Annotated in this window: 30 protein-coding genes; 14 read left to right on the top strand and 16 right to left on the bottom strand. The window is 62.2% G+C overall.

Translation table 11 applies throughout. From position 1 onward, the window contains the following. The 5 genes from SynMINOS11_RS00225 to SynMINOS11_RS00205 all read right to left on the bottom strand — a co-directional run bounded on the left by SynMINOS11_RS00225 (position 1) and on the right by SynMINOS11_RS00205 (position 2,558). Complete coding sequence (locus SynMINOS11_RS00225) at positions 1-240, bottom strand: hypothetical protein (protein WP_255445425.1); 240 nt, start codon at positions 238-240, stop codon at positions 1-3. Positions 241-343: 103 nt separating this feature from the next. Further along, positions 344-550 carry a hypothetical protein gene (locus SynMINOS11_RS00220; protein ID WP_050815422.1) on the bottom strand — a complete coding sequence of 69 codons (207 nt, stop codon included), beginning with the start codon at positions 548-550 and terminating at the stop codon, positions 344-346. 91 nt (positions 551-641) lie between these two features. Then, positions 642-1,922 carry a Y-family DNA polymerase gene (locus SynMINOS11_RS00215; RefSeq protein WP_186549016.1) on the bottom strand — a complete coding sequence of 427 codons (1,281 nt, stop codon included), beginning with the start codon at positions 1,920-1,922 and terminating at the stop codon, positions 642-644. A 6-nt stretch (positions 1,923-1,928) separates the two neighbouring features. Then, entirely contained in the window at positions 1,929-2,294 is a 366-nt protein-coding gene (locus tag SynMINOS11_RS00210; RefSeq protein ID WP_011934460.1) for a LexA family protein, read from the bottom strand. Between the two features lie 24 nt (positions 2,295-2,318). Next, positions 2,319-2,558 carry a hypothetical protein gene (locus SynMINOS11_RS00205; RefSeq protein WP_011934459.1) on the bottom strand — a complete coding sequence of 80 codons (240 nt, stop codon included), beginning with the start codon at positions 2,556-2,558 and terminating at the stop codon, positions 2,319-2,321. Positions 2,559-2,689: 131 nt separating this feature from the next. On the opposite strand from SynMINOS11_RS00205, the gene SynMINOS11_RS00200 reads away from it, so the two are divergent. Continuing rightward, positions 2,690-3,070 (top strand): DUF6554 family protein, encoded by a 381-nt coding sequence (locus tag SynMINOS11_RS00200; RefSeq protein WP_186549014.1) that lies wholly within the window; start codon positions 2,690-2,692, stop codon positions 3,068-3,070. Positions 3,071-3,076: 6 nt separating this feature from the next. Further along, a complete protein-coding gene (locus SynMINOS11_RS00195; protein WP_186549012.1) occupies positions 3,077-3,415 on the top strand; it encodes a hypothetical protein in 339 nt (112 codons plus the stop codon). Here the strand turns inward: SynMINOS11_RS00195 and SynMINOS11_RS00190 are convergent. Continuing rightward, positions 3,412-5,010, bottom strand: coding sequence for an SNF2-related protein (locus SynMINOS11_RS00190; RefSeq protein WP_186549010.1), 1,599 nt, complete (start codon positions 5,008-5,010; stop codon positions 3,412-3,414). The two genes, SynMINOS11_RS00195 and SynMINOS11_RS00190, sit on opposite strands and share 4 nt — an antisense overlap. A 124-nt stretch (positions 5,011-5,134) precedes the next feature. Here SynMINOS11_RS00190 and SynMINOS11_RS00185 point away from each other — a divergent pair, with 124 nt between their 5' ends. Next, on the top strand, positions 5,135-5,557 hold the full coding sequence (locus tag SynMINOS11_RS00185; RefSeq protein WP_050815502.1) for an HNH endonuclease: 423 nt from the start codon (positions 5,135-5,137) through the stop codon (positions 5,555-5,557). 5 nt (positions 5,558-5,562) lie between these two features. Here the strand turns inward: SynMINOS11_RS00185 and SynMINOS11_RS00180 are convergent, their stop codons facing one another. After that, a complete protein-coding gene (locus tag SynMINOS11_RS00180) occupies positions 5,563-5,733 on the bottom strand; it encodes a hypothetical protein (RefSeq protein ID WP_011934454.1) in 171 nt (56 codons plus the stop codon). 15 nt (positions 5,734-5,748) lie between these two features. On the opposite strand from SynMINOS11_RS00180, the gene SynMINOS11_RS00175 reads away from it, so the two are divergent. The 3 genes from SynMINOS11_RS00175 to pdxA all read left to right on the top strand — a co-directional run bounded on the left by SynMINOS11_RS00175 (position 5,749) and on the right by pdxA (position 8,199). Next, complete coding sequence (locus tag SynMINOS11_RS00175) at positions 5,749-6,660, top strand: SDR family oxidoreductase (protein ID WP_186549008.1); 912 nt, start codon at positions 5,749-5,751, stop codon at positions 6,658-6,660. Between the two features lie 210 nt (positions 6,661-6,870). Further along, positions 6,871-7,209, top strand: coding sequence for a hypothetical protein (locus SynMINOS11_RS00170; RefSeq protein WP_186549006.1), 339 nt, complete (start codon positions 6,871-6,873; stop codon positions 7,207-7,209). A gap of 3 nt (positions 7,210-7,212) precedes the next feature. Next, positions 7,213-8,199 carry a 4-hydroxythreonine-4-phosphate dehydrogenase PdxA gene (pdxA, locus tag SynMINOS11_RS00165; protein ID WP_186549004.1) on the top strand — a complete coding sequence of 329 codons (987 nt, stop codon included), beginning with the start codon at positions 7,213-7,215 and terminating at the stop codon, positions 8,197-8,199. On the opposite strand, the gene accB is transcribed toward pdxA, so the two are convergent. Beyond that, positions 8,196-8,669, bottom strand: a complete 474-nt coding sequence (accB, locus tag SynMINOS11_RS00160) for an acetyl-CoA carboxylase biotin carboxyl carrier protein (protein ID WP_011934450.1) — start codon at positions 8,667-8,669, stop codon at positions 8,196-8,198. The two genes, pdxA and accB, sit on opposite strands and share 4 nt — an antisense overlap. 5 nt (positions 8,670-8,674) lie before the next feature. After that, positions 8,675-9,235, bottom strand: coding sequence for an elongation factor P (gene efp, locus SynMINOS11_RS00155; RefSeq protein WP_011934449.1), 561 nt, complete (start codon positions 9,233-9,235; stop codon positions 8,675-8,677). Between the two features lie 58 nt (positions 9,236-9,293). Between efp and SynMINOS11_RS00150 the strand changes: the two genes are divergently transcribed. Then, on the top strand, positions 9,294-10,370 hold the full coding sequence (locus SynMINOS11_RS00150) for a peptidylprolyl isomerase (RefSeq protein WP_043737547.1): 1,077 nt from the start codon (positions 9,294-9,296) through the stop codon (positions 10,368-10,370). Next, positions 10,363-11,340 (top strand): thiamine-phosphate kinase, encoded by a 978-nt coding sequence (gene thiL / locus SynMINOS11_RS00145; RefSeq protein WP_011934447.1) that lies wholly within the window; start codon positions 10,363-10,365, stop codon positions 11,338-11,340. The genes SynMINOS11_RS00150 and thiL overlap by 8 nt, the downstream gene beginning before the upstream one ends. 15 nt (positions 11,341-11,355) lie before the next feature. On the opposite strand, the gene gap is transcribed toward thiL, so the two are convergent. Next, complete coding sequence (gap, locus tag SynMINOS11_RS00140; RefSeq protein WP_011934446.1) at positions 11,356-12,381, bottom strand: type I glyceraldehyde-3-phosphate dehydrogenase; 1,026 nt, start codon at positions 12,379-12,381, stop codon at positions 11,356-11,358. A gap of 209 nt (positions 12,382-12,590) precedes the next feature. Between gap and murC the strand changes: the two genes are divergently transcribed. Genes murC through SynMINOS11_RS00125 form a run of 3 tightly spaced genes read left to right on the top strand, consistent with a single transcriptional unit; the run spans position 12,591 to position 15,245 of the window. Continuing rightward, on the top strand, positions 12,591-13,964 hold the full coding sequence (gene murC / locus SynMINOS11_RS00135; protein ID WP_370586206.1) for a UDP-N-acetylmuramate--L-alanine ligase: 1,374 nt from the start codon (positions 12,591-12,593) through the stop codon (positions 13,962-13,964). A gap of 3 nt (positions 13,965-13,967) precedes the next feature. Further along, entirely contained in the window at positions 13,968-14,885 is a 918-nt protein-coding gene (gene murB / locus SynMINOS11_RS00130) for a UDP-N-acetylmuramate dehydrogenase (RefSeq protein ID WP_186549000.1), read from the top strand. A 24-nt stretch (positions 14,886-14,909) separates the two neighbouring features. Continuing rightward, complete coding sequence (locus SynMINOS11_RS00125; protein ID WP_011934443.1) at positions 14,910-15,245, top strand: YbaB/EbfC family nucleoid-associated protein; 336 nt, start codon at positions 14,910-14,912, stop codon at positions 15,243-15,245. A 1-nt stretch (position 15,246) separates the two neighbouring features. Here SynMINOS11_RS00125 and rsgA read toward each other — a convergent pair whose 3' ends face one another. The 4 genes from rsgA to grpE are packed head-to-tail and all read right to left on the bottom strand — an operon-like array spanning position 15,247 to position 18,123. After that, positions 15,247-16,107: a ribosome small subunit-dependent GTPase A gene (gene rsgA / locus SynMINOS11_RS00120; protein WP_186548998.1), complete on the bottom strand. Its 861-nt coding sequence runs from the start codon at positions 16,105-16,107 to the stop codon at positions 15,247-15,249. Next, positions 16,100-16,327: a sulfurtransferase TusA family protein gene (locus SynMINOS11_RS00115; RefSeq protein WP_011934441.1), complete on the bottom strand. Its 228-nt coding sequence runs from the start codon at positions 16,325-16,327 to the stop codon at positions 16,100-16,102. The genes rsgA and SynMINOS11_RS00115 overlap by 8 nt, the downstream gene beginning before the upstream one ends. After that, positions 16,328-17,437, bottom strand: coding sequence for a molecular chaperone DnaJ (gene dnaJ / locus SynMINOS11_RS00110; protein ID WP_186548996.1), 1,110 nt, complete (start codon positions 17,435-17,437; stop codon positions 16,328-16,330). It lies immediately after the preceding gene. Next, a complete protein-coding gene (gene grpE / locus SynMINOS11_RS00105) occupies positions 17,437-18,123 on the bottom strand; it encodes a nucleotide exchange factor GrpE (RefSeq protein ID WP_186548994.1) in 687 nt (228 codons plus the stop codon). Before grpE ends, dnaJ begins: the two co-directional genes overlap by 1 nt. 11 nt (positions 18,124-18,134) lie before the next feature. On the opposite strand from grpE, the gene SynMINOS11_RS00100 reads away from it, so the two are divergent. The 3 genes from SynMINOS11_RS00100 to SynMINOS11_RS00090 are packed head-to-tail and all read left to right on the top strand — an operon-like array spanning position 18,135 to position 21,951. Continuing rightward, positions 18,135-19,628 carry a GspE/PulE family protein gene (locus SynMINOS11_RS00100; protein ID WP_186548992.1) on the top strand — a complete coding sequence of 498 codons (1,494 nt, stop codon included), beginning with the start codon at positions 18,135-18,137 and terminating at the stop codon, positions 19,626-19,628. Positions 19,629-19,645: 17 nt separating this feature from the next. After that, a complete protein-coding gene (locus SynMINOS11_RS00095) occupies positions 19,646-20,722 on the top strand; it encodes a type IV pilus twitching motility protein PilT (RefSeq protein ID WP_043736353.1) in 1,077 nt (358 codons plus the stop codon). After that, positions 20,722-21,951 carry a type II secretion system F family protein gene (locus SynMINOS11_RS00090; protein ID WP_186548990.1) on the top strand — a complete coding sequence of 410 codons (1,230 nt, stop codon included), beginning with the start codon at positions 20,722-20,724 and terminating at the stop codon, positions 21,949-21,951. Before SynMINOS11_RS00095 ends, SynMINOS11_RS00090 begins: the two co-directional genes overlap by 1 nt. Here the strand turns inward: SynMINOS11_RS00090 and SynMINOS11_RS00085 are convergent. Both SynMINOS11_RS00085 and msrB read right to left on the bottom strand, forming a co-directional pair. After that, positions 21,944-23,200 carry an NAD(P)/FAD-dependent oxidoreductase gene (locus SynMINOS11_RS00085; protein WP_186548988.1) on the bottom strand — a complete coding sequence of 419 codons (1,257 nt, stop codon included), beginning with the start codon at positions 23,198-23,200 and terminating at the stop codon, positions 21,944-21,946. The genes SynMINOS11_RS00090 and SynMINOS11_RS00085 overlap by 8 nt on opposite strands. Next, a complete protein-coding gene (gene msrB / locus SynMINOS11_RS00080; RefSeq protein WP_255445424.1) occupies positions 23,193-23,681 on the bottom strand; it encodes a peptide-methionine (R)-S-oxide reductase MsrB in 489 nt (162 codons plus the stop codon). Before msrB ends, SynMINOS11_RS00085 begins: the two co-directional genes overlap by 8 nt. Positions 23,682-23,686: the final 5 nt, after the last annotated feature.

Below are 23,686 nucleotides of genomic sequence, written 5' to 3'. Positions count from 1 at the left end.
TCAACCGCGTTTGCGGATCAGGCCCAAAACCTGTGGCCCCTTGGCTTTTGCGCGCCGTTCACAATCCAAACCCTTCAGGATCAAAAGCCCTGCTTCGCTGACCTCTCCAGCCTCTGCTTTCACTTTCGCGGCGTCGTAAAACCCCTGGGCTTGCTGCTTGAGTTGATCCCTCTCTTGATCAATCGAACCATTTCTTTGTGATGTCTCTCTCACATCACTTGAACGTATTTGTGTAAGCATTTCTCAGCGAACGACTTACTGCCTGTCAATCTCTCCTAACCCTGCCAAATGATGGGTCAAAAAGCAATGGCAATAATGACTGGTTGAAGTGGAAAGGAATGGATCAGGTACCCGGCTCTTCGCGGTTGTCACCGAGATCAGCAATGCGTTGACGCAACTCATGAATGCGCTGCTGATCCCCGCGGCCAACGGCAACAGCGAGGGCAAATTCCAACTTTTCGATCTGGTGTCCGCTGTCAACAAATCCGCGACGATTGCTAAGCGGTGTGTAAGGACAGGACTGCGGGTGAACGGAGGCGAGAGAGGCCATGGTTCGCTTTCTTTTTATTCTGCCACCCCTGGCCAGGGGCCATGGCACACCGCAGGCCCCAGAGCGTGTGGATTTCAAAATTTTTTCGCATTTATTCATGGGCAGACACCATGGGCAGATCGGCCTTGCTGGTGGTGAAGTGGGCGGACAAGTGCTGACGCCGCATGCACCAATCCGGCTCCACCCCAACGGCAGCCCACTGCACGGTGCCCGTTCCAAAGCGCTGGTTCAGCCCATCAACGGCCTGCAACAAACGGCTGCGGCGCCGTAGCTGCTGAGGAGAACACGGCACCAACAGGTGGTGCTGCAAATGCTCCTGCGGCTGCAACTGCCCCAGCAGCACGCCGGCTTTTTGAAAGGCATACCCATGGCGAAACAACTGATCCACCAGTGGCAGAGCCCGCTGCAGCAACACGGCGGTGTCCGCTGTCGCCAAAGGCAAGCTCACGCTGATGCTGTTGGCATAAAAACCAGCTGCAAACGGACTCGTGCGCACAAACACCGTCAGCCGGCCCGCCCGTTGACCCTGACGGCGCAGTTTTTCCGCGCCCCGCACCACGTGCGCTGCCACCGCCTCCCGCAGGCTGAGACGGTCCAACACCGCTGTGCCAAAACTGCGGCTCACGCAGGTTTCCTGCTTGGCCGCGGGCTCACTCTCCAAGGCCAGACAGCTGATCCCGCGCAACTCCTGCTGCAGGCGCAGCCCCACCACCCCCCAGCCCTGGCGAATCAACGCGGAATCAGCCTGCGCCAGATCCAGTGCTGTCGCCAAGCCGCGTAAACGGCACCAGCGCGCCAAGCGGCGACCAACACCCCAGAGATCCTCAACGGCCACCTCCGCCAAACGATCGGGCAGCTGCGGCTCCAGCAGCAGATTGCAAACCCCCGTCCGCGCGGGATCCCGCTTGGCCAAACGATTGGCCAACTTGGCCAACACCTTCGAGGGGGCCATGCCAAGGGCAATGGGCAAGCCCAACTGCTGACGCACCAGCACCCGCAGCTCCGCAGCCCAGCTGCTCAGCTCATGGGCGGGCAGGGCGGGCAAACGCGCGAAGGCTTCATCGATGGAATACACCTCCAACTCCGGCACCCGCTGCTTCAAGAGCGCCATCACCCGCTGGCTCATGTCGCCATAGAGGGCGTAGTTGGAACTGCGCACCACCACCTGCTGATCGCGCAGCCGATCCGCCACCTGGAAATAGGGCGTGCCCATGGCAATCCCCAGCTGCCTGGCCTCACGGCTGCGGGCGACGATGCAGCCATCGTTATTGGAGAGCACCACCACCGGCCGTCCCTGCAGCGCTGGATCAAACAGCTGCTCGCAAGAGGCATAGAAGTTGTTGCAATCAATCAGGGCCAGCGCTGCTGCCATGGGGGCTCACAGGGGATGGATCACATGGGTGGCCACACCCCAGATCTGAACCGCAATGCAAGCGTCCAATTCCAAGGGGGGGTAACCGGGATGGGCCGCCTGTAAACGCAAGCGGCCGCCATGGCACTCCAACCGTTTAAGCGTGAAGGCGCCATCGAGCACCGCCACCACCACCCGACCCGGCTGGGGCTGCAAGCTGCGATCCACCAGGAGCAAGTCGCCGTGGTGAATGCCATCGGCCAGCATCGAATCACCACTCACCTGCAACAAAAACGTGCTGAGGGGGCGAGCAATGAGCTGGCGATTGAGATCAACCCCCGCTTCGAGGTAGTCATCGGCAGGACTGGGGAAGCCCGCCGCAACGACCGCCATGCAATCAGTACAGATGTACTAATTCTAAGCCGCTTGGTCCATTTCGGGAGCCGATGTGGCCAGGAGCTCGCGGCAATCGGCCAGCAAGCTATCCACCGATTGCAAAGCTTCGAGCTCCTGCGGATGGGGAGCCATCTGGTTTTGCAGCTGAAGCTCCATGGCCGCCAAGCGCTGCTCCAGCTTGATCAGGCGATGGGACAAGGTGGCCAAGGTTTCGGCCAACCCCTCAGTGCTGCGCGTGATGCGGAAGGACAGCGGTTCCACAAGCTGAACCCAGACGTCATGCGGATGACAACACAGAGACGGCCTTTGCTCAAGGGACGCCGGCTCAACCGCTCTGGACAGACGGGAAGGGATCGATACCTTTGGCCCAGTTCATCAAGCTGGGGAAAGGTATGGCTGCTACGCGCTACCAACTCATGGCATTGGCCCTAGGGCTGAGCTGCATGGGCAGCCTGCCGGCTGAAGCCAATGAAGCCGGGGATAAAGGAGCCGAGATCTATTGCTTCATGCGCAAGACGGGCAATTCCCACAACGTCAGCTGGAAAGCGGCCTACGAGCGCATCAAGCGTCAGAGCACTGGCCTGTTCAAGACCTCGCCGAAGCACGCAGCCGTGATGGTCACAGAAAGCGTGGTAGCCAAGCAGGACAAGTACCAAGACTGCGGCAAGTACCTGGGAGCCCTCTATTCAGGCAGCGAAACTGCAGGCAAGGATTTTGATGCCGGCCTGAGCAACGAGAGCAGCACCACCGACGACGACCGCTACAGCTACTGACGCGTCATGGGCAAGGGTCAGCTGACCAAAGCCATCGGTGTGGGGATGGGGTTGGTGATCTTGGGTGCTTGCCGCTCCAGCCATTTGGAGGCGGACAGTTGCTTAGCCGATGTGGAAGCCAATGCTTTGGACCGGGCCTTGCAGCGCTGCAATCGGGTGGTGAAAGCCCATCCCCAGGATCCGCGGCCCCGCAACGATCGCTTTCTTCTGCACACCTTGCTGCAGAACAAGGACGCCGCCTGCCAAGACATCGACCAAGCCGCCGCTCTGCTCCAAGCCAGCGGAGCGAAGAGCCACAACGACCTACGCGCCGAAATTTTGGTGCGGGCCGATAGCTGCCGCTAGTTCTGCAGCAATTCATCGAGCATGCGCGCCAAACCTTGGCGGCGCAGCTGCCGCCGCTGACGACCAAGCACCACTTCAATGCGCTCGGATTTGCTGAGGATCAAGCCATCCACCAAAGCGTCAGCACCGCCGAGCTGAAGCCAATGGCATTCCACGGTGCGGCGGGTGCCAAAACGGTGGCAACGATCCTCCGCCTGCTCAGCATCACCGGGCGTCCAAGGACGCTCAAGCAAGATCACCTGAGAAGCCCGCTGCAAACCGAGACCCAAACCAGCAACGCCATAGGTGGCCAGCAGCAAATTGGAATCGCCCTGTTGAAATCGCTGCAGCCGCTGCAGCCGCTCGGTGGGATCCACCAGGCCGGTAAGCAGCTCACCGCCGCGCAAGCGATGCAGCTGCAGCAGCGGCCCGCGAAAACCGCTGAACACCACCACCGGATCACCCGAGGCTTGCAGCTGATCAAGCAGCTGCTGCAGGGCAGTCAGCTTATGAAAGGAGCTCAGTTGTCTCAGCGCCGTGAGCAGGGCCAAACGCTCCGCATCGGAGCGCACCAAGCCGGCAGCTGCGCGCTTGCGGTAGGCGTCTAAACGCTGCTGCAGGGCCCGATCAAACTGATGCTGTGCCTCAGGCTTGAGCACCACCGCATGGAAGCGGCGCAGCTTCGGGGGCAAATCCAAGCAATCGCGTTTGCGGCGATGCAGCAACTGGGGCCGCAGCAGACGCTGGAGCTCATCAAGCCGGCTGGCCCCTTGGCAGTCCCACACCATGCGCGGGCCGCTTTGACGCCAATGCCCGTTGCAAAACAGGGTTTCGTAGGCAAGCCGATCCCGGGCTAAGGGGTGGCCGATGGCCATGAGCAACGGCAGCAGTTGAACGGGCCGGCCGTTTTTTAAGGGCGTGCCCGTCAACAGCCACACCGCCCGCATGCGTGGATGGCGCGCCAAACGCAACAGCGCCTGAGTTCGCTTGGCCTGACTGTTCTGGGCGAAATGGGCTTCATCCACCACCAACACACAGCCACCATCGGGCGGCTCCTGCGGCAGCCGAGCCCAACTCAGCAATTCGGGGCTGAGCTGCAACCCCAGCGCCTCGCGGCGCCAATGGTCGTGGAGCCCCACAGGGGCCACCACCAGCAAACGGGTGGCACTGCAGCGCAGCAAGGCCCGCGCGGCAGCCAACGCAGTCAGGGTTTTGCCCAGGCCCATTTCATCGGCCAACACCGCCCCGCGGCGTGCCAGTAACCAACGCACCCCAGCCCGTTGATGGGCCAGCAGCTGGCGGCCATCGGAGAGGGGCTGCTGCAAATCAGCCGCAGCAATCAGCTCACGGTGAGCTGGCAAAGGCGGCAATGGGCAGCGCACCTGGTCGAGCCACTGCTGCAGCGCCGGATCAATGGGAAAACGCTCACCGAAGTGATGCGTCAGCTGCCAGGCAGCCTCAAAAGGGAAGACCCAACCGCCTTGGCGTTGCTGCCAGCGGCCGCGCGGTCTGATCCGCCGAATCTGGGCTTGGCTAACAGGATCTGGCGGGCAACGAAATAAGACGTCCCCGGCAGCTGTGAGAGAAAGCCCGATGCTCACAATCTGCTTGGCCATTCATAAATTTAAGCCGCATCAGCCGGAAAACAAGAGCGCCTAACCCGCTGGCCAAAGTGCAATCTGCAGCACATTGACAGCCGAACAATCATCCGCAGACTTGGGCCAAATCCGGGAGATTCGGATGCATCAGAGCGATGCGGTGTTCCTCGAGGAACTCTGTCCCAAGCTCCGCGTCCGACGGTGGCGTCAATCTCTCCACGAATACACCGGGCATACCTGCATCTACTGCGGCAAGCCATCGGAATCAATCGATCATGTCTGGCCCCGCAGCCGCGGTGGCCTCAGCGTGACTGAGAACTGTGTGCCGTCTTGCCTCTCCTGCAACGGGCACAAAAGTGACTCCGATGCCTTCCAGTGGTATCGCCGTCAACGCTTTTACGATCCCCGCCGCGCCATGGCCATCCGCGCCTGGCTCGACGGTGATTTAAGGCTGGCCGTTCGCCTCCTGCAATGGGCAACGCCCAGCGAGTCATCCAACACGCAAGAGACCAGCGGCAATGGTGTGGTGCCGCTTCAGACGCCAACTAACTACCAAGCCGCGTAAGGGACTCACCAGACCTGACAGGCCTTAACGCTGCTGGTGCGCTGGCACAGCTCCGCCTGCAGTTGGGGCTCTTCGGGCAGCAACAAACCAGCCGCTGCAATGGCTGCAGCCAGCACCACGGGGCTTAACCAAGCACGCCTGGGCTGAGCAGCAGGGATGATGGTGGAGCAGGTCATGGAACAGGTGTATTAGTGAGTGATACAGGTGTACTCACTTCTTTAGGAGCTGTCAACCCGCTGGATCCTGGCCAGCGTCTGCTGGTGGTTGGCGGCGGTTACACGGGCCAACGCTTTGCTGAGCGACTACGCCAGCTAGGCGCCGATGTGGTGGTGACCCACCGCCGGGCACCCGCCGCCGCTGGGGAATTGCCGTTCGATAGCAGCACAGGCCTGCTACCCAGTGCATCGGAGCTCCAAGGAATCAGCCATCTGCTGGTCACAGCCCCTCCTGATCGCCAAGGGCAGGACCCTTGCTTGAGCAGCCTGAAACCACTGCTCGATGGACTGCCTTTGCAATGGACGGGCTACCTCTCCACCACCGGCGTCTACGGCAACCAACGCGGCGAATGGGTGGATGAATCCACGCCTCCAGCGGCAGATCTGCTGCCCCGCAGCCAGGCCCGGCTGCAGTGCGAACAGGCCTGGCTCAACAGTGGCTGGCCGGTGCAAGTGTTCCGCCTGCCAGGCATTTATGGGCCCAGGCGCAACAACTTGTTGGCGCTGCAGCGGGGAGACGCCCGCCATGTGCACAAACCAGGGCAGGTGTTCTGCCGCGTGCATGTCGACGACATCGTTGGCGCCCTGCTGCACTGCCTGCGGCTACCGGCCACGCAACGGCCCAGCATCGTCAACGTCTGCGACAACCGCCCAGCCCCAAGCAGTGAACTGCTGGGCTACTCAGCCCACCTGCTGGGCTGCCCTCTGCCGGAACTGCAATGGTTTGAAGCGGTTGAAGGCAACATGAGCCCGATGGCCCTGAGCTTCTGGCGCGACAACCGGCGCGTCAGTAACCGCAAGCTGACCCAAGCACTGGGCTATGCGTTGACCTATCCCAGCTACCGGGAGGGACTGCAGGCCTGCCTCAAGGCTGAGGCTCTCGATTGACATACGTCTCCAAATCCTGACCCAGCCGATCCCAGCGCACCTCAAGCCAACCGCGCTGCAGCCCGGTTCCAAGGCCTAAAAGCAACAGGGCGAGGAGCAACAAACGCAACATGGTTTATGACGAACAGTGGAACCAGGTGAAAAAGCGAACAATCCTTTAGTGCGTCCTTAATAAGGACTGCCTTGAATTTCCGCAAATTGGTTGAGCCCATGGCCCGATTTGAGTGCTTCAGCCGAACCCAGCGTCCAGATATGGATCTGCTGCCGATCGCTACCGAAGCACTTCAAAGCCAGGGTTTCAAGGTCCGTTCAGCCATTGGTGAGTCCATCAGCCTGGTGGATAGCCAACCGGTCAAACGTCTACGCGATCGAGCAGTGGTGCTCCTCGATCAGCACACCAACCCAGATGGGCGGCGTGAACTGCAGTGTGTGATTAGCAACGACTCGATCAGCAGCAGCCCCGATTGCCGCTGCCATGGCGTGTTTCGCCAGCTGCTGGGCCAGTTCGAATCCATGCCTGATGTAGTGGTGGAAGCTGCTGCTGCTTAAGGCTTGACGCGCCTAGCCATTGCTCTTGGCGACCCCGCTGGCATCGGAGCTGAGGTGGTCCTAAAGGCTTTAGCCCATCGCCCCAGCCTCAATCCCCTGTTGGTGGGTTGCCGCCAGTGGCTGCAAGCCAGCTACGAGCAGCTCCTGCCCTGCTGCCATGAGCCGCTGGCTGATCCGAGCCAGCTGGAGATGGTTGATGAGCCGCTCACAGAAGCCATCACGCCGGGAAGCATCAGCGCCGCTGCTGGAGCCGCTTCATTCGGCTGGCTCACCCGAGCAACGGAGGCCGTGCTCGATGGCCGCGCTCAGGCCTTGGTCACCGCCCCGATCGCCAAGACCGCCTGGCACCAGGCCGGCCACCACTACCCCGGGCAAACCGAGCGGCTGGCTGAACTCTGCGGCTGTGAGGACGCGGCCATGCTGTTCACAGCCCGCTCACCCCAGAGCGGCTGGCGTTTCAACACGCTGCTGGCCACCACCCACATTCCGCTCAGCAGCGTCCCCGCAGCGTTGACGCCAGAGCGACTGGAACGACGCCTGGGCCAGCTCGAGGACTTTTGCCGGCGCTTTCGTCAGCGTCCCCGCCTCAGGGTGGCCGGACTCAACCCCCATGCCGGCGAAGCCGGTCAACTGGGAACCGAAGAGCAGCGCTGGATCACCGCTTGCTTGCAGGCTTATCAACAGCGCCACAACAACCTCCAGCTGGAAGGTCCCGTGCCACCGGACACCTGCTGGCTCGGCGCAGCCCAAGCCTGGAATGATTCCCAACACGTGGAGGAGGGATGTGATGGCTACCTGGCGCTGTATCACGACCAAGGCCTGATCCCAGTCAAAGTGCTGGCCTTTGATCAGGCCGTGAACACCACGCTGGGGTTGCCGTTCCTGCGCACCTCACCGGATCACGGCACAGGGTTTGATCGAGCCGGCCAAGGCAGCGCACGCGGCGCCAGCATGCTGGCGGCCATTGATACGGCGGTGGAGCTGGGCTAGCTGGGGCGCACCAGCATCAGCACCTGGTTGTACTCAACCGGAGTGCCGTTTTCCACAAGGATTTCCACCACTTCGCCAGAGATCTCAGCCTCGAGTTCGTTCATCAACTTCATCGCCTCCAAGATGCAAACGGCTTGGCCGTTGCTGATCTTCGAGCCCACTTCCACAAAGGGAGCCTCACCCGGAGCCGGGGACCGGTAGAAGGTGCCCACCATCGGCGCTTTGACCTCCACCAAATCACCACGGCTGGCCGCAGCGGCTGGCGGTGGTGATGCCGCGGCAGCAGGGGCGGCGGCTGCAACCTCAGCAACCATTGGCGCAGCTGGAGCAGGCAGCATCACCGCCTGGGGCGCTGGCATGTTGCGCCTGACTTCCAAGCGGAAGTCATCACCTTCGAGCTTGAGCTCTTGAATATCGCTGCTTGACAGAAATTCGAGCAGCTCGCGCAGGGCCTGTTGGTCCATTTGCATGATCCTCAGGACTCCCGGCCCAGATAGCTGTCAGAGCGGGTGTCGATCTTGATCTTCTCGCCAATGGAGATGAACAAGGGCACCATCACTTGCGCGCCAGTCTCAACGATGGCTGGCTTGGTGCCACCAGTGGCTGTATCACCTTTCACACCGGGATCGGTTTCGGTGACTTCCAAGACCACGGAATTCGGCAGCTCGACCTCGATGGGGTTGTCCTTCCAGGACACCACGTTCACCTCCATGCCTTCTTTGAGGTATTTGCGGCCTTCACCAATCTGCTTCGCCGTCAGGCGAGTTTCCTCATAGGAGGCCATATCCATAAAGACAAAGTCCTCGCCCTCCATGTAGGTGTGCTGCAGGGTGGACTTCTCCAGCAGCGCTGAGGCAACCATCTCGCCTGCGCGGAAGGTTTTTTCAACAACGTTGCCGCTCTGGGCTGATTTCAGCTTGGTTCTGACAAAGGCCGAGCCCTTGCCTGGCTTCACGTGGAGAAACTCGACCACACGCCACACCTGACCATCCAGCTCGATCGTGGTGCCAGTGCGGAAGTCGTTGCTGGAGATCATTCCCGGCGAATGGATTGAGGCGGATTGTACGGTGGTCGCCGCTACTGAACGGGCAGCCGTGGCTCGCGCTCTGATCCCGCAGTTGCTGGCTTTGATCCTGAGCTTTGGACTGGCTCTGTTGTCGCCAGCAACCGCTTTGGCCGCCTTGCCCCCGGGGAATGCGGTCACTGATCCAGCGGCCATCCTGCGCGACTCCCTGCCCGTTGATCAGGCCGATCTCAGGGACCTTCAGCACCGGTTGGAAGGCACCAGCGATGACCTCCGGGCCCGGCGCTGGAACAGCATCAAAACCAGCTGCGAACGCACCCAGCGCCAGTTCAGCCTCAAACGCGGCGCCATCCTCGAAGCCGTTCCGAGCGAGCTGCAGCCCCAAGCCGAGCAACTGCTCAGCCAACTCGACACCAATCTTGAGGAGCTCTGTGCCAGCAGCGAGCTGCAAGAGCGAGATGGATTCCTCGAGCAGCGCCGCCTGACCCTGGCCGATATTGGCGCCTTGGAGGAGTTGTTTATTGGGGACTTCCCCTACGCCATCCCCTCGGAATTCGATGACCTCCCCAGGCTGTTGGGGCGCGCCACGGTGGAGATTCGCACCAGCCAAGGCGATCTCACCGCCGTCATCGACGGCTACAGCGCACCACTGACCGGTGGAGCCTTCGTGGATCTGGTGCAACGGGGCTTCTATGACGGGCTGCCCTTCTCACGGGCCGAAGACTTCTACGTGCTGCAAAGCGGCAATCCCAAGGGAGACGCCGAGGGCTTCATCGATCCGAAAACCAAGCAAGAACGCCACGTTCCCCTCGAGATTCTGGTGCCAGGGGATGCCTCACCGATCTACAACATGACCTTTGAGGATCTCGGCCTGTTCAAAGCCACGCCGGTGCTGCCCTTTGCCACCTTGGGCACCCTGGGCTGGGCCCACTCCGACAAGGCCTTGGACGATGGTTCGTCTCAGTTTTTCTTCTTCTTGTATGAAGCCGAGCTCACCCCAGCTGGTCTGAACCTGGTGGACGGCCGCAATGCAGCCTTTGGCTATGTGGTTGAGGGGTCCGAGGTACTCAAGGAGATGACCATGGACGACACAATCATCAGCGCCAAGGTGATCAGCGGAGCTGACAACCTCAAGAGCCATGCCTGAGGGGCTAACCCTCAGCCAAATCGGTGAACAGGAGCTGATCAGGCGGTTAGCGGCCTTCGCCAGAGCCGATCAGTGGAACGACGATGCCGCCCTACTGCCTGAGATCAGCCCAGAGCGCTGGGTGATCAGCAGCGACACCCTGGTGGAGGGGGTGCACTTCTCGGCCAAGACCACACCGGCATCAGCCGCAGGGTGGCGCGCTGCTGCGGCCAACCTCTCCGATTTGGCGGCGATGGGATGCCGCCGCTGTGAAGGAATCACCGTGGCACTCAGTGCACCTGGAGACACTCAGGTGCACTGGCTTGAGCAGGCCTATGGGGGCATGCAGGAGTTGCTGCTGCGCCACAAAGGCCATCTGCTGGGAGGTGATTGCAGCAGCGGTGAACAACTGGTGCTGGCGATCACAGCCCTGGGGCCGGTTCATCCTGATCAGCTGATCCAGCGGGGAGCCGGCAAGCCTGGAGATTGGCTGGTTAGCACCGGTGCCCACGGCCGCAGTGCCCTAGGCCTGCAGCTGCTACTCGGTCAAGCCGCCTGGGCCGAGAGCCTGCCCAGCGAGCAGCGGCAAACGGCGATCCGCTGCCATCAACGCCCGCAACCGCGCTTTGATGCCGTTGCGGCGTTGCATGCCAGCCGGCCCGACGGACAACCGTGGCGTGTAGGCGGCACCGACAGCAGCGATGGCCTACGCCGCAGCCTGGAACTCCTAGGCGGCGCCAGCGGCTGCCAGCCTGAGCTCAACCGCCACGCTCTGCCGGAACCCAGCGATCCGTTCTGGAGCCTCTGCCTTGATGGCGGCGAAGACTTTGAGCTGGTGCTGGCCTTAGAGCCGAGCTGGGCTCAAGCCCTGTTGCGCCAGCTTCCGGGCAGCCAACACCTCGGCCAACTCGGTGAAGCTGCTGGCCATCCCTGTTGGGCTGACAACAAAAACCCCCTGCCCGAGGGCAGAGGGTTTGAACACTTCAACTGAGTTGGAAGGCTTGGATCAGGCAGCCCAACGCTGGGCAACGATCTCAGCGAGGTCAACCACACGCTGGCTGTAGCCCCACTCGTTGTCGTACCAGGAGAGGATCTTCACCTGGTCGCCGCCCATCACCTTGGTGAGCTCGGCATCAACAATGGTGGAGTCGTCAGTACCGGCCAGGTCGGAAGACACAAGGGGCAAGGTGGAGTACTTGATGATGCCCTTGTAGGCGCCCTCAGAAGCAGCCTTCAGAACAGCATTGACCTCTTCGCGGGAGGTGTCCTTGCTGACGTTGAACACCATGTCCACCAACGAGACGTTGGGGGTGGGAACGCGCAGAGCCAAACCATCGAGCTTGCCCTTCACCTCGGGGTAAACCAAAGCCACAGCCTTGGCAGCACCGGTGGTGGTGGGAACGATGTTCATGGCTGCGGCGCGGGCGCGGCGCAGGTCGCGGTGGCTGGCATCAAGGATGCGCTGGTCACCGGTGTAGCTGTGCACCGTGGTCATCGAGCCCTTAACGATGCCGAACTCCTGGTCGATCACCTTGACGATCGGAGCCATGCAGTTGGTGGTGCAACTGGCGTTGGAGAGGATGTCGAAATCTTCGTGGCGGTATTGATCCGCGTTCACGCCAACCACGAAGGTGCCCACGCCATCACCTTTGCCAGGGGCGGTCAGGATGACCTTCTTGGCACCAGCCTGGATGTGCATGCTGGCCTTCTCGTCGGTGTTGAACACACCGGTCGACTCGATCACCAGGTCGATGCCCCACTCCTTCCAAGGGAGGTTCAGGGGGTTGCGGTCCGAGAAGCACTTGATCTCATGGCCATTGGCAATGATGGTGTTCTCGGTGTGGCTGATCTCTGCATCCCTGATGCGGCCCAGCATCGTGTCGTAGGTCAGCAGGTGGGAGTTGGTGGCCGGATCGGAGGTGTCGTTCAGGCCCACCACTTCGATACCCGTGTTGGCACCGCGGCTCAGCCAGCAGCGCATGAAGTTGCGCCCGATGCGGCCGAAACCATTAATGGCAACACGAAGGGTCATAGCAATTCGGGATAAATCCCGACTATTGGGGAATTTGGCTGCCGATCATACAGACTCCGAATCGAAGTTTTCGCTGCAATCTGGAGTCTTTTTAGTCCAGGCAGGGAGAACGGTTTTATGGTCTTCGCAGGCCCCTGTTTGCCTTGTCCCAGCCCCTCTCACTGACGGCAGAGCAGCCGGTTCATTTCATCGGGGTGGGTGGCATTGGCATGTCAGCCATCGCCGGGATCCTGGCGGAGCGCAGCTACAACGTCACCGGCTCTGATCCCAAGCAATCGGCGCAATCGCAGTTGCTGCGCCAACAGGGAGCCCGGGTTTTTCAACAGCAGAACGCAGCCACCATCGACGCCATCTGCTCTGGCGTCGACCGCGCGCCCTTGGTTGTTGTCAGCAGCGCTATCCCCGAAACCAATCCCGAGCTGGAAGCGGCTCGTGGGGCAGGTCTGCGGGTGGTGCATCGCTCAGAACTGCTGGCCTGGCTGATCAATGCGCAGCACAGCATCGCGGTTGCTGGCAGTCACGGCAAAACAACCACCAGCAGCTTGATCGCCAGCCTGCTCCACAGCGCTGGACTGGATCCCACGGCGATCATCGGCGGGGTGGTGCCCGCCTTCGGCAGCAATGCCCGCAATGGAGCCGGTGAGTGGCTCGTGGCTGAAGCCGACGAATCCGATGGCTCCCTGGTCCGATTCCATCCCCAACTCGGGCTGATCACCAACCTCGAGCTCGACCACACCGACCACTACCCCAATCTCGACGCCCTGATCGCCACGATGCGCCGTTTCAGCGGGAACTGCAGCAGCGTCTTGGCCAATCGGGACTGTCCGGTCTTGAGCGCCGAGCTGAGCGCCGATCACTGGTGGAGCCTCCAGGAAAACAGCTCGGCGCATTTCCGCGCTGTGCCCCTCAGCCTCGATGGGGCTGGATGCCGGGCCGACTATCTCGAAGACGGCAGGCGGCTCGGTGAGCTGGCCTTGCCCATGCCAGGAATCCACAACCTCAGCAATGCCCTGGCTGCGGTGGCTGCCTGCCGTTTGGCCGGTGCCTCGTTTGCTGATCTGCAGGCGGCACTCACTGAGCTAGTGCCTCCAGGCCGGCGCTTTGACCTGCGCGGCGAATGGCAAGGGCGGCTGATCGTCGATGACTACGCCCACCACCCCAGCGAGGTGGACGCCACCTTGACCATGGCCCAGCTGATGGTGAGCAGCGGCAAGAGCACCCTGCCATGGGTTCCCAAGCGTGTGGTGGCTGTGTTTCAGCCCCATCGCTACAGCCGTACAGCTCAGTTCATGGAGCGTTTCGCCGAAGCCCTGGGCTCCGCCGATGAGGTGCTGGTGGCTCCGCTCTACAGCGCTGGGGAATCCGCGATTGAAGGGATCAGCAGCGCCGCCCTCGCCGAGAAAGTTCAACAAGCGGGCCACTCCGCCAGGGCCTTGGCAGACATGGACAGCCTGGTGGACGCCGTTCAGCAATGCAGCAGCGCAGGCGATCTGGTGCTGGTGATGGGGGCTGGAGATGTCAATCAGCTCTGGAGCCGCCTGCAATCCAGCGCCGATCAACAAGGATTGGCAACGGCCGCCTGAACCATGGAGATCCCCGCCGATCTCAACCTGCGCAAAGACGTGCCCCTGGGGGACTTCACCACCTGGAAGGTGGGCGGAGCTGCCGACTTTTTCGCGGAACCCGACAGCAGCGATCACCTCGAAGCCCTGGTGCATTGGGGCAGGGGGCAGCAGCTGCCGATGCGCTTCATCGGAGCTGGCTCCAACCTGCTGATCAGCGACGAGGGCCTTGCTGGCCTGGTGATCTGCAGCCGCCGATTGCAGGGATCACAGCTGGAGCCCACCACCGGACTCATCGAAGCCCAGGCCGGTGAACCATTGCCAACGCTGGCCCGGCGGGCTGCGAAGGCCGGCTTGAGCGGACTGGAGTGGTCGGTTGGAATCCCCGGAACCGTAGGCGGCGCGGTCGTGATGAACGCTGGAGCCCAAGGGGGTTGCATCGCCGAAAGCCTTATCGATGCCACCGTGCTGGATCCCAGCAGCGGCCAAACCCGGCGCATGAGCTGCAACGAGCTGGATTACGACTACCGCCACAGCGCCCTGCAAAGCGAGCCTCTGGTGGTGCTCTCAGCCCGTTTCAGGCTTCAAGCGGGCGGCGACCCCAGCGAACTCAGCGCTCGCACCAGCAGCAATCTCCACAAACGCACCAGCACCCAGCCCTATCAACTTCCCAGCTGCGGCAGTGTGTTTCGCAACCCCGAGCCTCAAAAAGCAGGGCGGCTGATCGAGGGCCTGGGTTTAAAGGGTCACCGCATTGGTGGCGCGGAAGTCTCCACCCTGCACGCCAATTTCATCGTCAACACCGGCAACGCCCAAGCCGCCGACATGGATGCGCTGATTCGCCATGTTCAGGCGGTGGTAGAGCAGGCCCATGGGCTGCAGTTGCATCCTGAGGTGATGCGGCTGGGTTGCTTCGCCAATTCCCAGGCAGCTGCGGCCTAACCTGGCGGGCCCTTCTTTTTTGGCATGGCTGGATTCGGTCTCCCCAACTTCGGTCAGCTGACAGAAGCGTTCAAAAAAGCTCAGCAAATCCAGCAAGACGCTCAAAAACTGCAAGAAGAGCTCGATGCCATGGAGATCGAGGGCAGCAGCGTCGACGGGAAGGCCAGCATTTGGCTATCCGGCAACCAACAGCCCCTGCGGGTGCGCCTGGCTCCCGAGCTGTTGGCCAGCGGCCAAGAAGCCACCGAAGCAGCCACCCTCGAAGCACTCCAGAACGCCTATGCCCAATCCACCGCGACCATGAAAGAGCGGATGGAAGAACTCACTGGCGGACTGAACCTCCCAGGGCTGGGGGGCTGAATCAGCCCATCAGCTCCACGTAGCTGGGGTAGCGCTCCCATTGCCGCTGCAAGCCGCAACCAGGCTCCTGCAGGTGACGGCAGTTGCGAAATCGGCAGCGCACGCCGGCCTCCAGCTGCTGGCGGATTTCAGGGAAGAGTTGCGCCACAAGCTCAGGATCGGCAGGCAACTCCGGTCGATTGAACCCAGGGGTGTCCGCCAAGAGTCCGCCCGCTGGTAGATCATGCAGTTCCACATGGCGGGTGGTGTGGCGACCGCGCTGCAACTTGCCGGAGACAGCTGCGGTGCGGAGCTGCAATTCAGGAACCAAGGCATTGAGCAGGCTGCTTTTGCCCACACCGCTGGGACCACACAACACAGCCACCCCACGACTCAACCGATCCTCGAGAGCCGCTAAGCCAGCAGGGTCATGGCGGCTGATCGCCAGGGCCTGATACCCCCAGCCCACCAGACGATCCAACCACTGCTGCTGATCGGACACCAAATCCGCCTTACTTAACACCGGGATCACCTCGGCGCCGGCGGTTTCAGCGCTCAGTAAAAAGCGGCTGAGGCTCTCAGGATCGATGGCTGGCTGCGCCAAAGCCATGACCACCAGCACCTGATCCACATTGGCCAAAGCCGGGCGCTGCAATTGATTGCGGCGGGGCTCCAAGGACCCCACTGCCGCGCGGCCTTCAACCCAATCGCAACCCTCGACGCCAACCCGGTCGCCCACCATCACCTTCAAGCCGCCATGGGCCAAGCGAGCCCTGCGCGTGCAAAGCAACAACCGTCGCCCATCGGGGCCGGGATGATCGAGGCGCACCCGCAGGTAGTTGGCCTCCAAGGCCATCACCTGGGCAGCGAAGGGTTCAAGCACGGATGATCAACAACCGCACCGAGCCATCACTCTGTTGTTGCCGCTGCATCTCCTGCACGAGCGCCGCGGCCGCACCATCTCCCTGTAGGGCCGCAGACACCAACGCGTCGGGTTCACCGGCATCCAGGAGCACCTCAAGCTGCTCACCGCTGGCCAACTTCTCAAGGGCCAGCTGCGTGCGGATGAAATTCAACGGGCAAGGGGTGCCCCGTAAGTCCATCTAGCTGAACAGGCCGCCAAACAAACCACCTTTGCCCTTGGGATGGGAGGTGGAGATTGAGGCCAGTTCCTGCAATAGCTCGCGCTCACGGGGTTCGAGCTTGCCGGGCAACTGCACGTTGATGGTGAACAGGTGATTACCCCGCGCCACTGGGTTGCCCAACCGGGGCACGCCGTGATCTTTCAACGTCAGCACCGCACCGGGCTGCGTGCCGGCAGGAATGGGCAACTCCACAGGGCCATCCACCGTGTCGACCTGCACCTTGTCGCCAAGGATTCCTTGCAGGTAACTGATCTTCAGCTCGGAGTGGATGTTGATGCCATCGCGGCGCAGCTTGGAATCGCTCTGGACATACAGCACCACATACAAATCACCCGCCGGAGCTCCCCGCTGGCCGGCATTGCCCTCGCCGCTCACCCGCAGCCGCGTACCGGAATCAACGCCCGCCGGGATGTTGACCCGTAGACGCTTGCGCACCTGCTGCACACCTTGGCCGCTGCAATCGGGGCAAGGATCAGCAATCACCTGACCGGTGCCTTCACAAGCGGGGCAGGGGGCCACTTGGGTGAAGGTGCCAAACGGCGTGCGCGTGGCCCGGCGCACCTGGCCAGCACCACCGCAGGTGCTGCAGGTCACAGGGCCTGAACCCTTCTTGGCGCCGCTGCCATTGCAGGTGCCGCAGGTTTCCAGATGGCGGATCTGAATCTCCTTCTCGCCGCCAAAGACCGCATCGCGGAAGCTGATGTTGAGGTCAAAGCGCAGGTCGTCGCCTTGCCGCGGGCCCCGTTGCCGTTGGGGGCCACCAGCTGAGCCGCCAAAGCCGCTGAAGAACGTTTCAAACAGGTCGGCAAAGCCGCCCATATCGCCCATGTCGGGCATGCCGCCGGCCGCCCCAGACACGCCGGCTTCACCGAACTGGTCGTAACGGGCGCGGGTTTGGGGATCCCCCAGCACCTCATAGGCGCGGCCAATCTCCTTGAACTTCTCCTCAGCGCCAGGATCCTTGTTGACATCCGGGTGGTACTGACGCGCCATGCGCCGGTAGGCGCGCTTCAGCGTGTCGGCATCAGCATCACGATCAACACCCAGCAGCTGGTAGTAATCCGCCATCAGTTGCCCTCAGCCGGAGCTGACTCCGGGGCCGCTGCCGGACCTGGACCCATCGACACCTTGACCATGGCGTGGCGCAGCACGCGGCCATCGAGGTGGTAGCCCCGCTGCAGCTCTTCCATCACCACATCTTCGGAATGGGCATCGCTGGGCTCCCGCAGCACGGCCTCATGCAGGGTGGGATCAAAGGGTTCACCTTCCACGCGCATGGGCGAGACACCCAGCTGCTTCAGCACATCCACCAGCTGCTTGTAGAGCCCCTGATAACTGCGGTGCAGGGCTTGAGCCTCTTCACCCTCAGGATTCAACTGCTGACGGGCCCGCTCAAAGTTGTCGACCACAGGCAAGATCTCACCAAGGGTGCTGCAGGTGAGCTGCAGCTTGAGATCTTCGGCGTCCCGCTGCTGTCGCTTGCGGAAGTTGTCGAAATCAGCGGCGATGCGCATGTATTGACTGCGCACGGTCTCGTGTTCCTGGCGCAGAGCCGTGAGCTCAGCCTCCAAAGCAGCCGCGCGATCACCGCTCTCAGCCGGGGCTTCAGGGGCCTCAGCAGTGGTCTCTGGCTCCGCTGCAGCAGCGTCAGCGGCAGGCTGCTCGACTTGAGCCTCAGCTATGGGTTGTTGCTGATCCTCCACGCTGACTTCAGCCTCGGAGGGAGAGGGGGAAGTAGGAGGCTCGGCGGTCATCGGGGCAACGCGTGCAGTCCTGCCATGTTGCTGGGAGGCCGACCCCTGGATCAAGGTCGGAAAACCCAGCCATCCTGAAAGCAGAGACAGTCCGAGGAGCAGCGTTGGAACGCTTCGAACTCGACGAGAGCTTTGAAAGCTTCGCGCCGCCGCCGCCGCCGGATGGGCCGGACCTGGTGGAGAGCGCCAACGATCGCGACACCTCGCCGGTGATTCAGCTGGCGGATCGCATCTTGGTGCAAGCCCTCAGCCGCCAGGCCAGCGACATCCATATCGAACCGCAGGAGGACGGACTGCATGTGCGGCTGCGGCTTGATGGCGTGCTGCAGAACGCTTTTGAAACCCTGCCGGCCAAGGTGATTCCGGCACTCACCAGCCGCTTCAAAATCATGGCGGACCTGGACATCGCCGAGCGCCGCCAACCCCAAGACGGCCGCATTCGCCGGCGGTATCAAGGCAACACCGTTGATTTCCGCGTCAGCGTGCTGCCGAGCCGCTTCGGCGAAAAAATTGTGCTGCGGCTGCTGGATTCCAGTGCCACCGAACTGGGGCTTGATCTACTGATCACCGACTCCCACGCCTTGGCCGAGGTGCGGGACATGGGCAGCAAGCCCTACGGAATCCTGCTCGTCACAGGGCCAACCGGCTCAGGAAAATCCACCACCCTCTACTCGCTGCTGGCCGAGCGCAACGATCCCGGGCTCAACATCTCCACGGTGGAAGACCCGATCGAATACACCCTGGCTGGGATCACGCAAACCCAGGTCAACCGCGAAAAGGGGGTGGACTTCGCCAAGGCCCTAAGGGCCTTCATGCGCCAAGACCCCGATGTTTTGCTGGTTGGGGAAACGCGCGATCTGGAGACGGCCAAAACCGCGCTGGAGGCCGCGCTCACCGGCCACCTGGTGCTCACAACGTTGCACTGCAACGACGCGCCCAGTGCTGTAGCCCGGCTTGAGGAGATGGGGGTGGAGACCTACCTGCTGAGCGCCTCACTGATCGGCGTGCTCTCCCAGCGTTTGCTGCGCAAGCTCTGCACCCACTGCCGCCAGCCCTACCAACCAAAAGAAGCCACCCTGGCCCGCTTTGGTTTGGAGGCCAGCCAAAACAGCTCCATCAGCTTCTATCAGCCTCCGGCCAACAACACCTGCAGCCATTGCCATGGCCTGGGTTACAAGGGCCGCATCGGCGTGTACGAGGTGATGCGCGTCAATGAGGTGATGGCGGAGGCCATCGGCCAAGGCGCCGGCACCGACCAGCTGCGCCACCTGGCCCTCAGCAATGGCATGAAAACGCTGCTGGGCTACGGGCTGGAACTGGCCCGCCAAGGCCACACCAGCCTGGAGGAGGTGGAGCGGGTGCTGCTGACGGACTCAGGACTCGAGCAGGAGATCAGGGCCCGCAACCTCAGCACCGCCACCTGCGTGGGCTGCGGGGCCGGACTGCGCGATGAATGGCTGGATTGCCCCTATTGCCTAACTCCCAGGGGCACACTGCAGAGATAGGGGCACCAGAGCGAGCCATGGAGCTGCAGATCGAAACCCTGATGGAGCAATTGGTGGAGAAAGGGGGCAGCGATCTGCACCTCTCCGCCGGATTGCCGCCTTATGGCCGCTTCAGTGGTGCCTTGAAGCCCATGCATGAAGCGCCGCTGGCCGAGGAAAGCTGCAACCGCTTGATCTTCAGCCTGCTCAACAACAACCAGCGCAAGCAGCTGGAGCAGAACTGGGAGCTGGACTGCTCCTACGGGCTCAAAGGCGTGGCCCGCTTTCGGGTCAACGTCTACCGGGAAAAGGGTTGCTATGCCGCCTGCCTGCGGGCCCTGGGCAGCAGCATCCCCAGCCTTCAGCAACTCGGCCTGCCTGATGTCGTGCGCGAGATCAGCGAGCGGCCGCGGGGGTTGGTGCTGGTGACCGGGCCCACGGGCTCAGGCAAAACCACCACCCTGGCGGCGCTGCTAAACCACATCAACCAACAGCGGGCCGAACACATCCTCACGGTGGAAGACCCGATTGAGTTTGTGTACAAGTCAGAGCGCAGCGTGATTCACCAGCGTGAGCTCGGTGAAGACACCCGCAGCTTTGCCAATGCCCTCAAGGCCGCCCTGCGGGAAGACCCCGACGTGATCCTGGTGGGGGAACTGCGTGATCTGGAAACCATCCAGCTCGCCATCACCGCCGCAGAAACAGGCCATTTGGTGTTTGGCACCCTGCACACCAGCTCAGCAGCGCAAACGGTGGATCGCATGGTGGATGTGTTTCCACCGGAGCAACAAACCCAGATCCGCGTGCAACTCAGCGGCAGCCTGGTGGCCGTGTTTGCTCAAACCCTCTGCCGCCGGCTCAATCCACCTCCCGGCGCCTTTGGCCGCGTGATGGCCCAAGAAATCATGGTCAACACCCCGGCCCTGGCGAACTTGATTCGCGAAGGCAAAACGGCCCAGATCTATTCGCAGCTGCAAACCGGCGGCCAATACGGCATGCAAACCCTCGAGCGCGCCCTGGCCAACCTGGTGGATGGCGGCCAAGTGGAGCGGGGTGAAGCCTTGAGCAAAGCCAGCAAACCCGATGAACTAATGCGGTTGCTCGGTGAGGCGTGATGGCAGTCCAAGCCTTCATCGCCACCTACAAAGACCGGCGCGGCAAAGAGAAAAGCCTCAAGCTCAAAGCCGCTGATCTAGCCAGCGCCAAGCGCAACCTGCGCAAGCGCGGCATCTTGGCCCTCAGCCTCAAAGCCGATAGCGGCAGCAGCGAGAAGGTCCAGCGCGGCCTCAGCTTGTCGCTGGAGAAAGCACCAGGGGTCAAAGAAAAAGCGGTGTTTGCCAGTCAGATGGCAGCACTGGTGAGCGCCGGGGTGCCGATCGTGCGCAGCCTGGAAATCCTGGCGGAGCAGCAAAAGCTGCCGATGTTCAAGCGGGCGCTGCAGCGCCTGTCGCTGGATGTGAACCAAGGCTCCTCACTGGGGTCGGCCCTACGCCGCTGGCCCCAGGTGTTCGATGCCCTCAGTGTGGCGATGGTGGAAGCCGGGGAAGCCGGCGGCGTGCTGGAGGAGGTGCTCAAACGCCTAGCCAAGCTGCTGGAAGACAACGCCAAGCTGCAGAACCAGATCCGCGGGGCCCTGGGCTATCCGGTGACGGTGCTGGTAATTGCCATCGCCGTGTTCCTCGGCATGACGATTTTCCTGATCCCCACCTTTGCGGGGATCTTTGAAGACCTCGGCGCTGAACTGCCCGCCTTCACCCAGTTGATGGTGAACCTCAGCGCCCTGCTGCGCTCAAGCTTTTCGCTGTATTTGGCCGGCGGACTGCTGCTGCTGCTGTTTGTGTTGAAGCGGGCCTACGGCACCAAGGTTGGCCGCCGGCGCATGGATGGCCTGATGCTCCGGGTGCCCCTGTTTGGGGATCTGATTCGCAAAACCGCAACAGCCCAGTTCTGCCGCACCTTCAGCTCCCTAACGCGAGCAGGGGTGCCGATTTTGATGGCCCTCGACATCGTGCGTGACACCGTCGGCAACCGGGTGCTGGCCGAAGCCATCGAAAGCGCCAAGGTTGAGGTGCAAGAAGGCGGCACCTTGAGCCTGGCCTTAGCTCGCCGCAAGGTGTTCCCTTCGATGGCCATGAGCATGCTGCTGATCGGCGAAGAAAGCGGCGAAGTGGACGCCATGCTCTCGAAGGTGGCGGACTTCTACGAGGACGAAATTGCTGCCACCGTCAAAGCCATGACGGCCATGTTGGAGCCGGCCATGATTGTGGTGGTGGGGGGAATCGTGGGATCGATCCTGCTGGCCATGTATCTGCCGATGTTCAGCGTGTTCGAGAACATCAAGTGAGGCCCATAGCAATCGCCTGACCAGCGATCCAGCCACTGCTCCAACAGTGCTGGAAGTTGAAACCACCGGTAACGCCATCAATGTCCAGCAGTTCACCAGCGAAATAGAGGCCGCCCACCAAGCGGCTCTCCATCGACGACAAATTCACTTCCCCGAGCTCCACACCACCAGCGGTGACAAATTCCTCGCCAAACGGACCCCGGCCCGTGACTGGCAAGCGGCATCGCACCAGCAATTCCAGCAACGCCTGCTCACCGCGGCGCGGCAGTTCCGCCCAGCTCAGCGCTGGATCCAAACCAGCCTGCTGAAGCAACGCCAGCCACAGCCGCCGCCGCAGCGGCATCAACAGTTCCGGGCGGCCATTGGCCAATTGCTTTTTAGCCAGACCCTGACGGGCCTGGCTCAACTGATCGCGCACAACCGATACGTTCACCCCACCGCACCAATTCAGCCGCAACTCAGCCAGGTAACGCTGCTGCTGCAAAGCCCGTGCTGCAAAGGCCGTGAGCCGCAACACCCCTGGGCCACTCAAGCCCCAATGGGTGAGTAGCACGATGCCCTGCTGGCGGAAGCGCTCCTCCCCCACGCTGAGTTCCATAGCCACCGGGCTTTGGCTCAAACCAGCCAAGGCGTTCAACCACGGGGCCTGCACCCGCAAGGTGAACAGCGAGGGCACTGGAGCCACCACCTGATGGCCCAACGCCTGAGCCAATTGCCGCCCGCTGGGGTGGCCGCCTGTGGCCAGCAGCAACCGTTGCGCCACCACTGAGGTGGAATCGCCGCGGGCTTGCAACGCAAATCCACCTCCCTCTATCGGCCGAACCCCCTGCAAGGCGCGCTTGGGCAGCAGCTGCACACCTGCGCTGCGAGCTGCTTGGCGCAACGCCTCAATCACGCTGCTGGAGCGGTTGCTGGCCGGAAACATCCGCCCATCGGCCTCTTCCACCAACTCAACGCCGCGATCGGCAAACCAGGCGACCGCATCACCGGCGGCAAAACGGCTGAATGGACCGCGCAGGGGCCGGCTGCCGCGGGGGTAATGGCCCACCAACTCCCGAGGGTCCCAACAAGCATGGGTGACATTGCAGCGGCCACCGCCACTGATGCGCACCTTGCTCAACGGCTCAGCAGTGGCTTCCCACAGCTGCACCTGGGGCACACCAGCCTCAGCAGCAGTGATCGCGGCCATGAAGCCAGCAGCCCCACCACCGGCCACCACCAAGGGCACTGGCGAGCCCGCCTCAGGCATCCGGCACAAAGGCCAAGGCCACCCCGTTGTTGCAGTAGCGCTGACCGGTGGGGCGCGGTCCGTCATTGAAGACGTGGCCCTGGTGACCACCGCAGCGGCGGCAGTGGTATTCGGTGCGGGGAATGATCAGGCGGAAGTCGACCTGGGTGTCGATCGCATCAGGCAGGGGCTGCCAAAAACTGGGCCAACCGGTGCCGCTATCGAACTTGGTGCTGCTGGCAAACAGGGGCTGCTGACAACCAGCACAAACGAAGGTGCCTGGGCGCTTTTCGTTATTCAACGGGCTACTGAAGGGCGGCTCGGTGCCCTCCTGACGCAGGACCCGAAAGGCCTCTGGGCTCAACCGCTCACGCCATTGCTTATCGCTCAATTGCCAGGCTGGATCAGCAGCGCTGGCTGCCAGGGCCGCTTTAGGGCGAAACAAAGATCCGAAGACAGCAGCAGCTGCCTGCAACAGCGATCGGCGGGGCCACTGAGCCATGGGGC

Origin of the sequence: Synechococcus sp. Minos11 (genome assembly GCF_014279855.1) — a bacterium.
Classification (GTDB): Bacteria; Cyanobacteriota; Cyanobacteriia; order PCC-6307; family Cyanobiaceae; genus RCC307.
The sequence above is the reverse complement of the archived record's forward strand: the minus strand, read 5'-3'. Positions and strand labels throughout refer to the sequence as shown.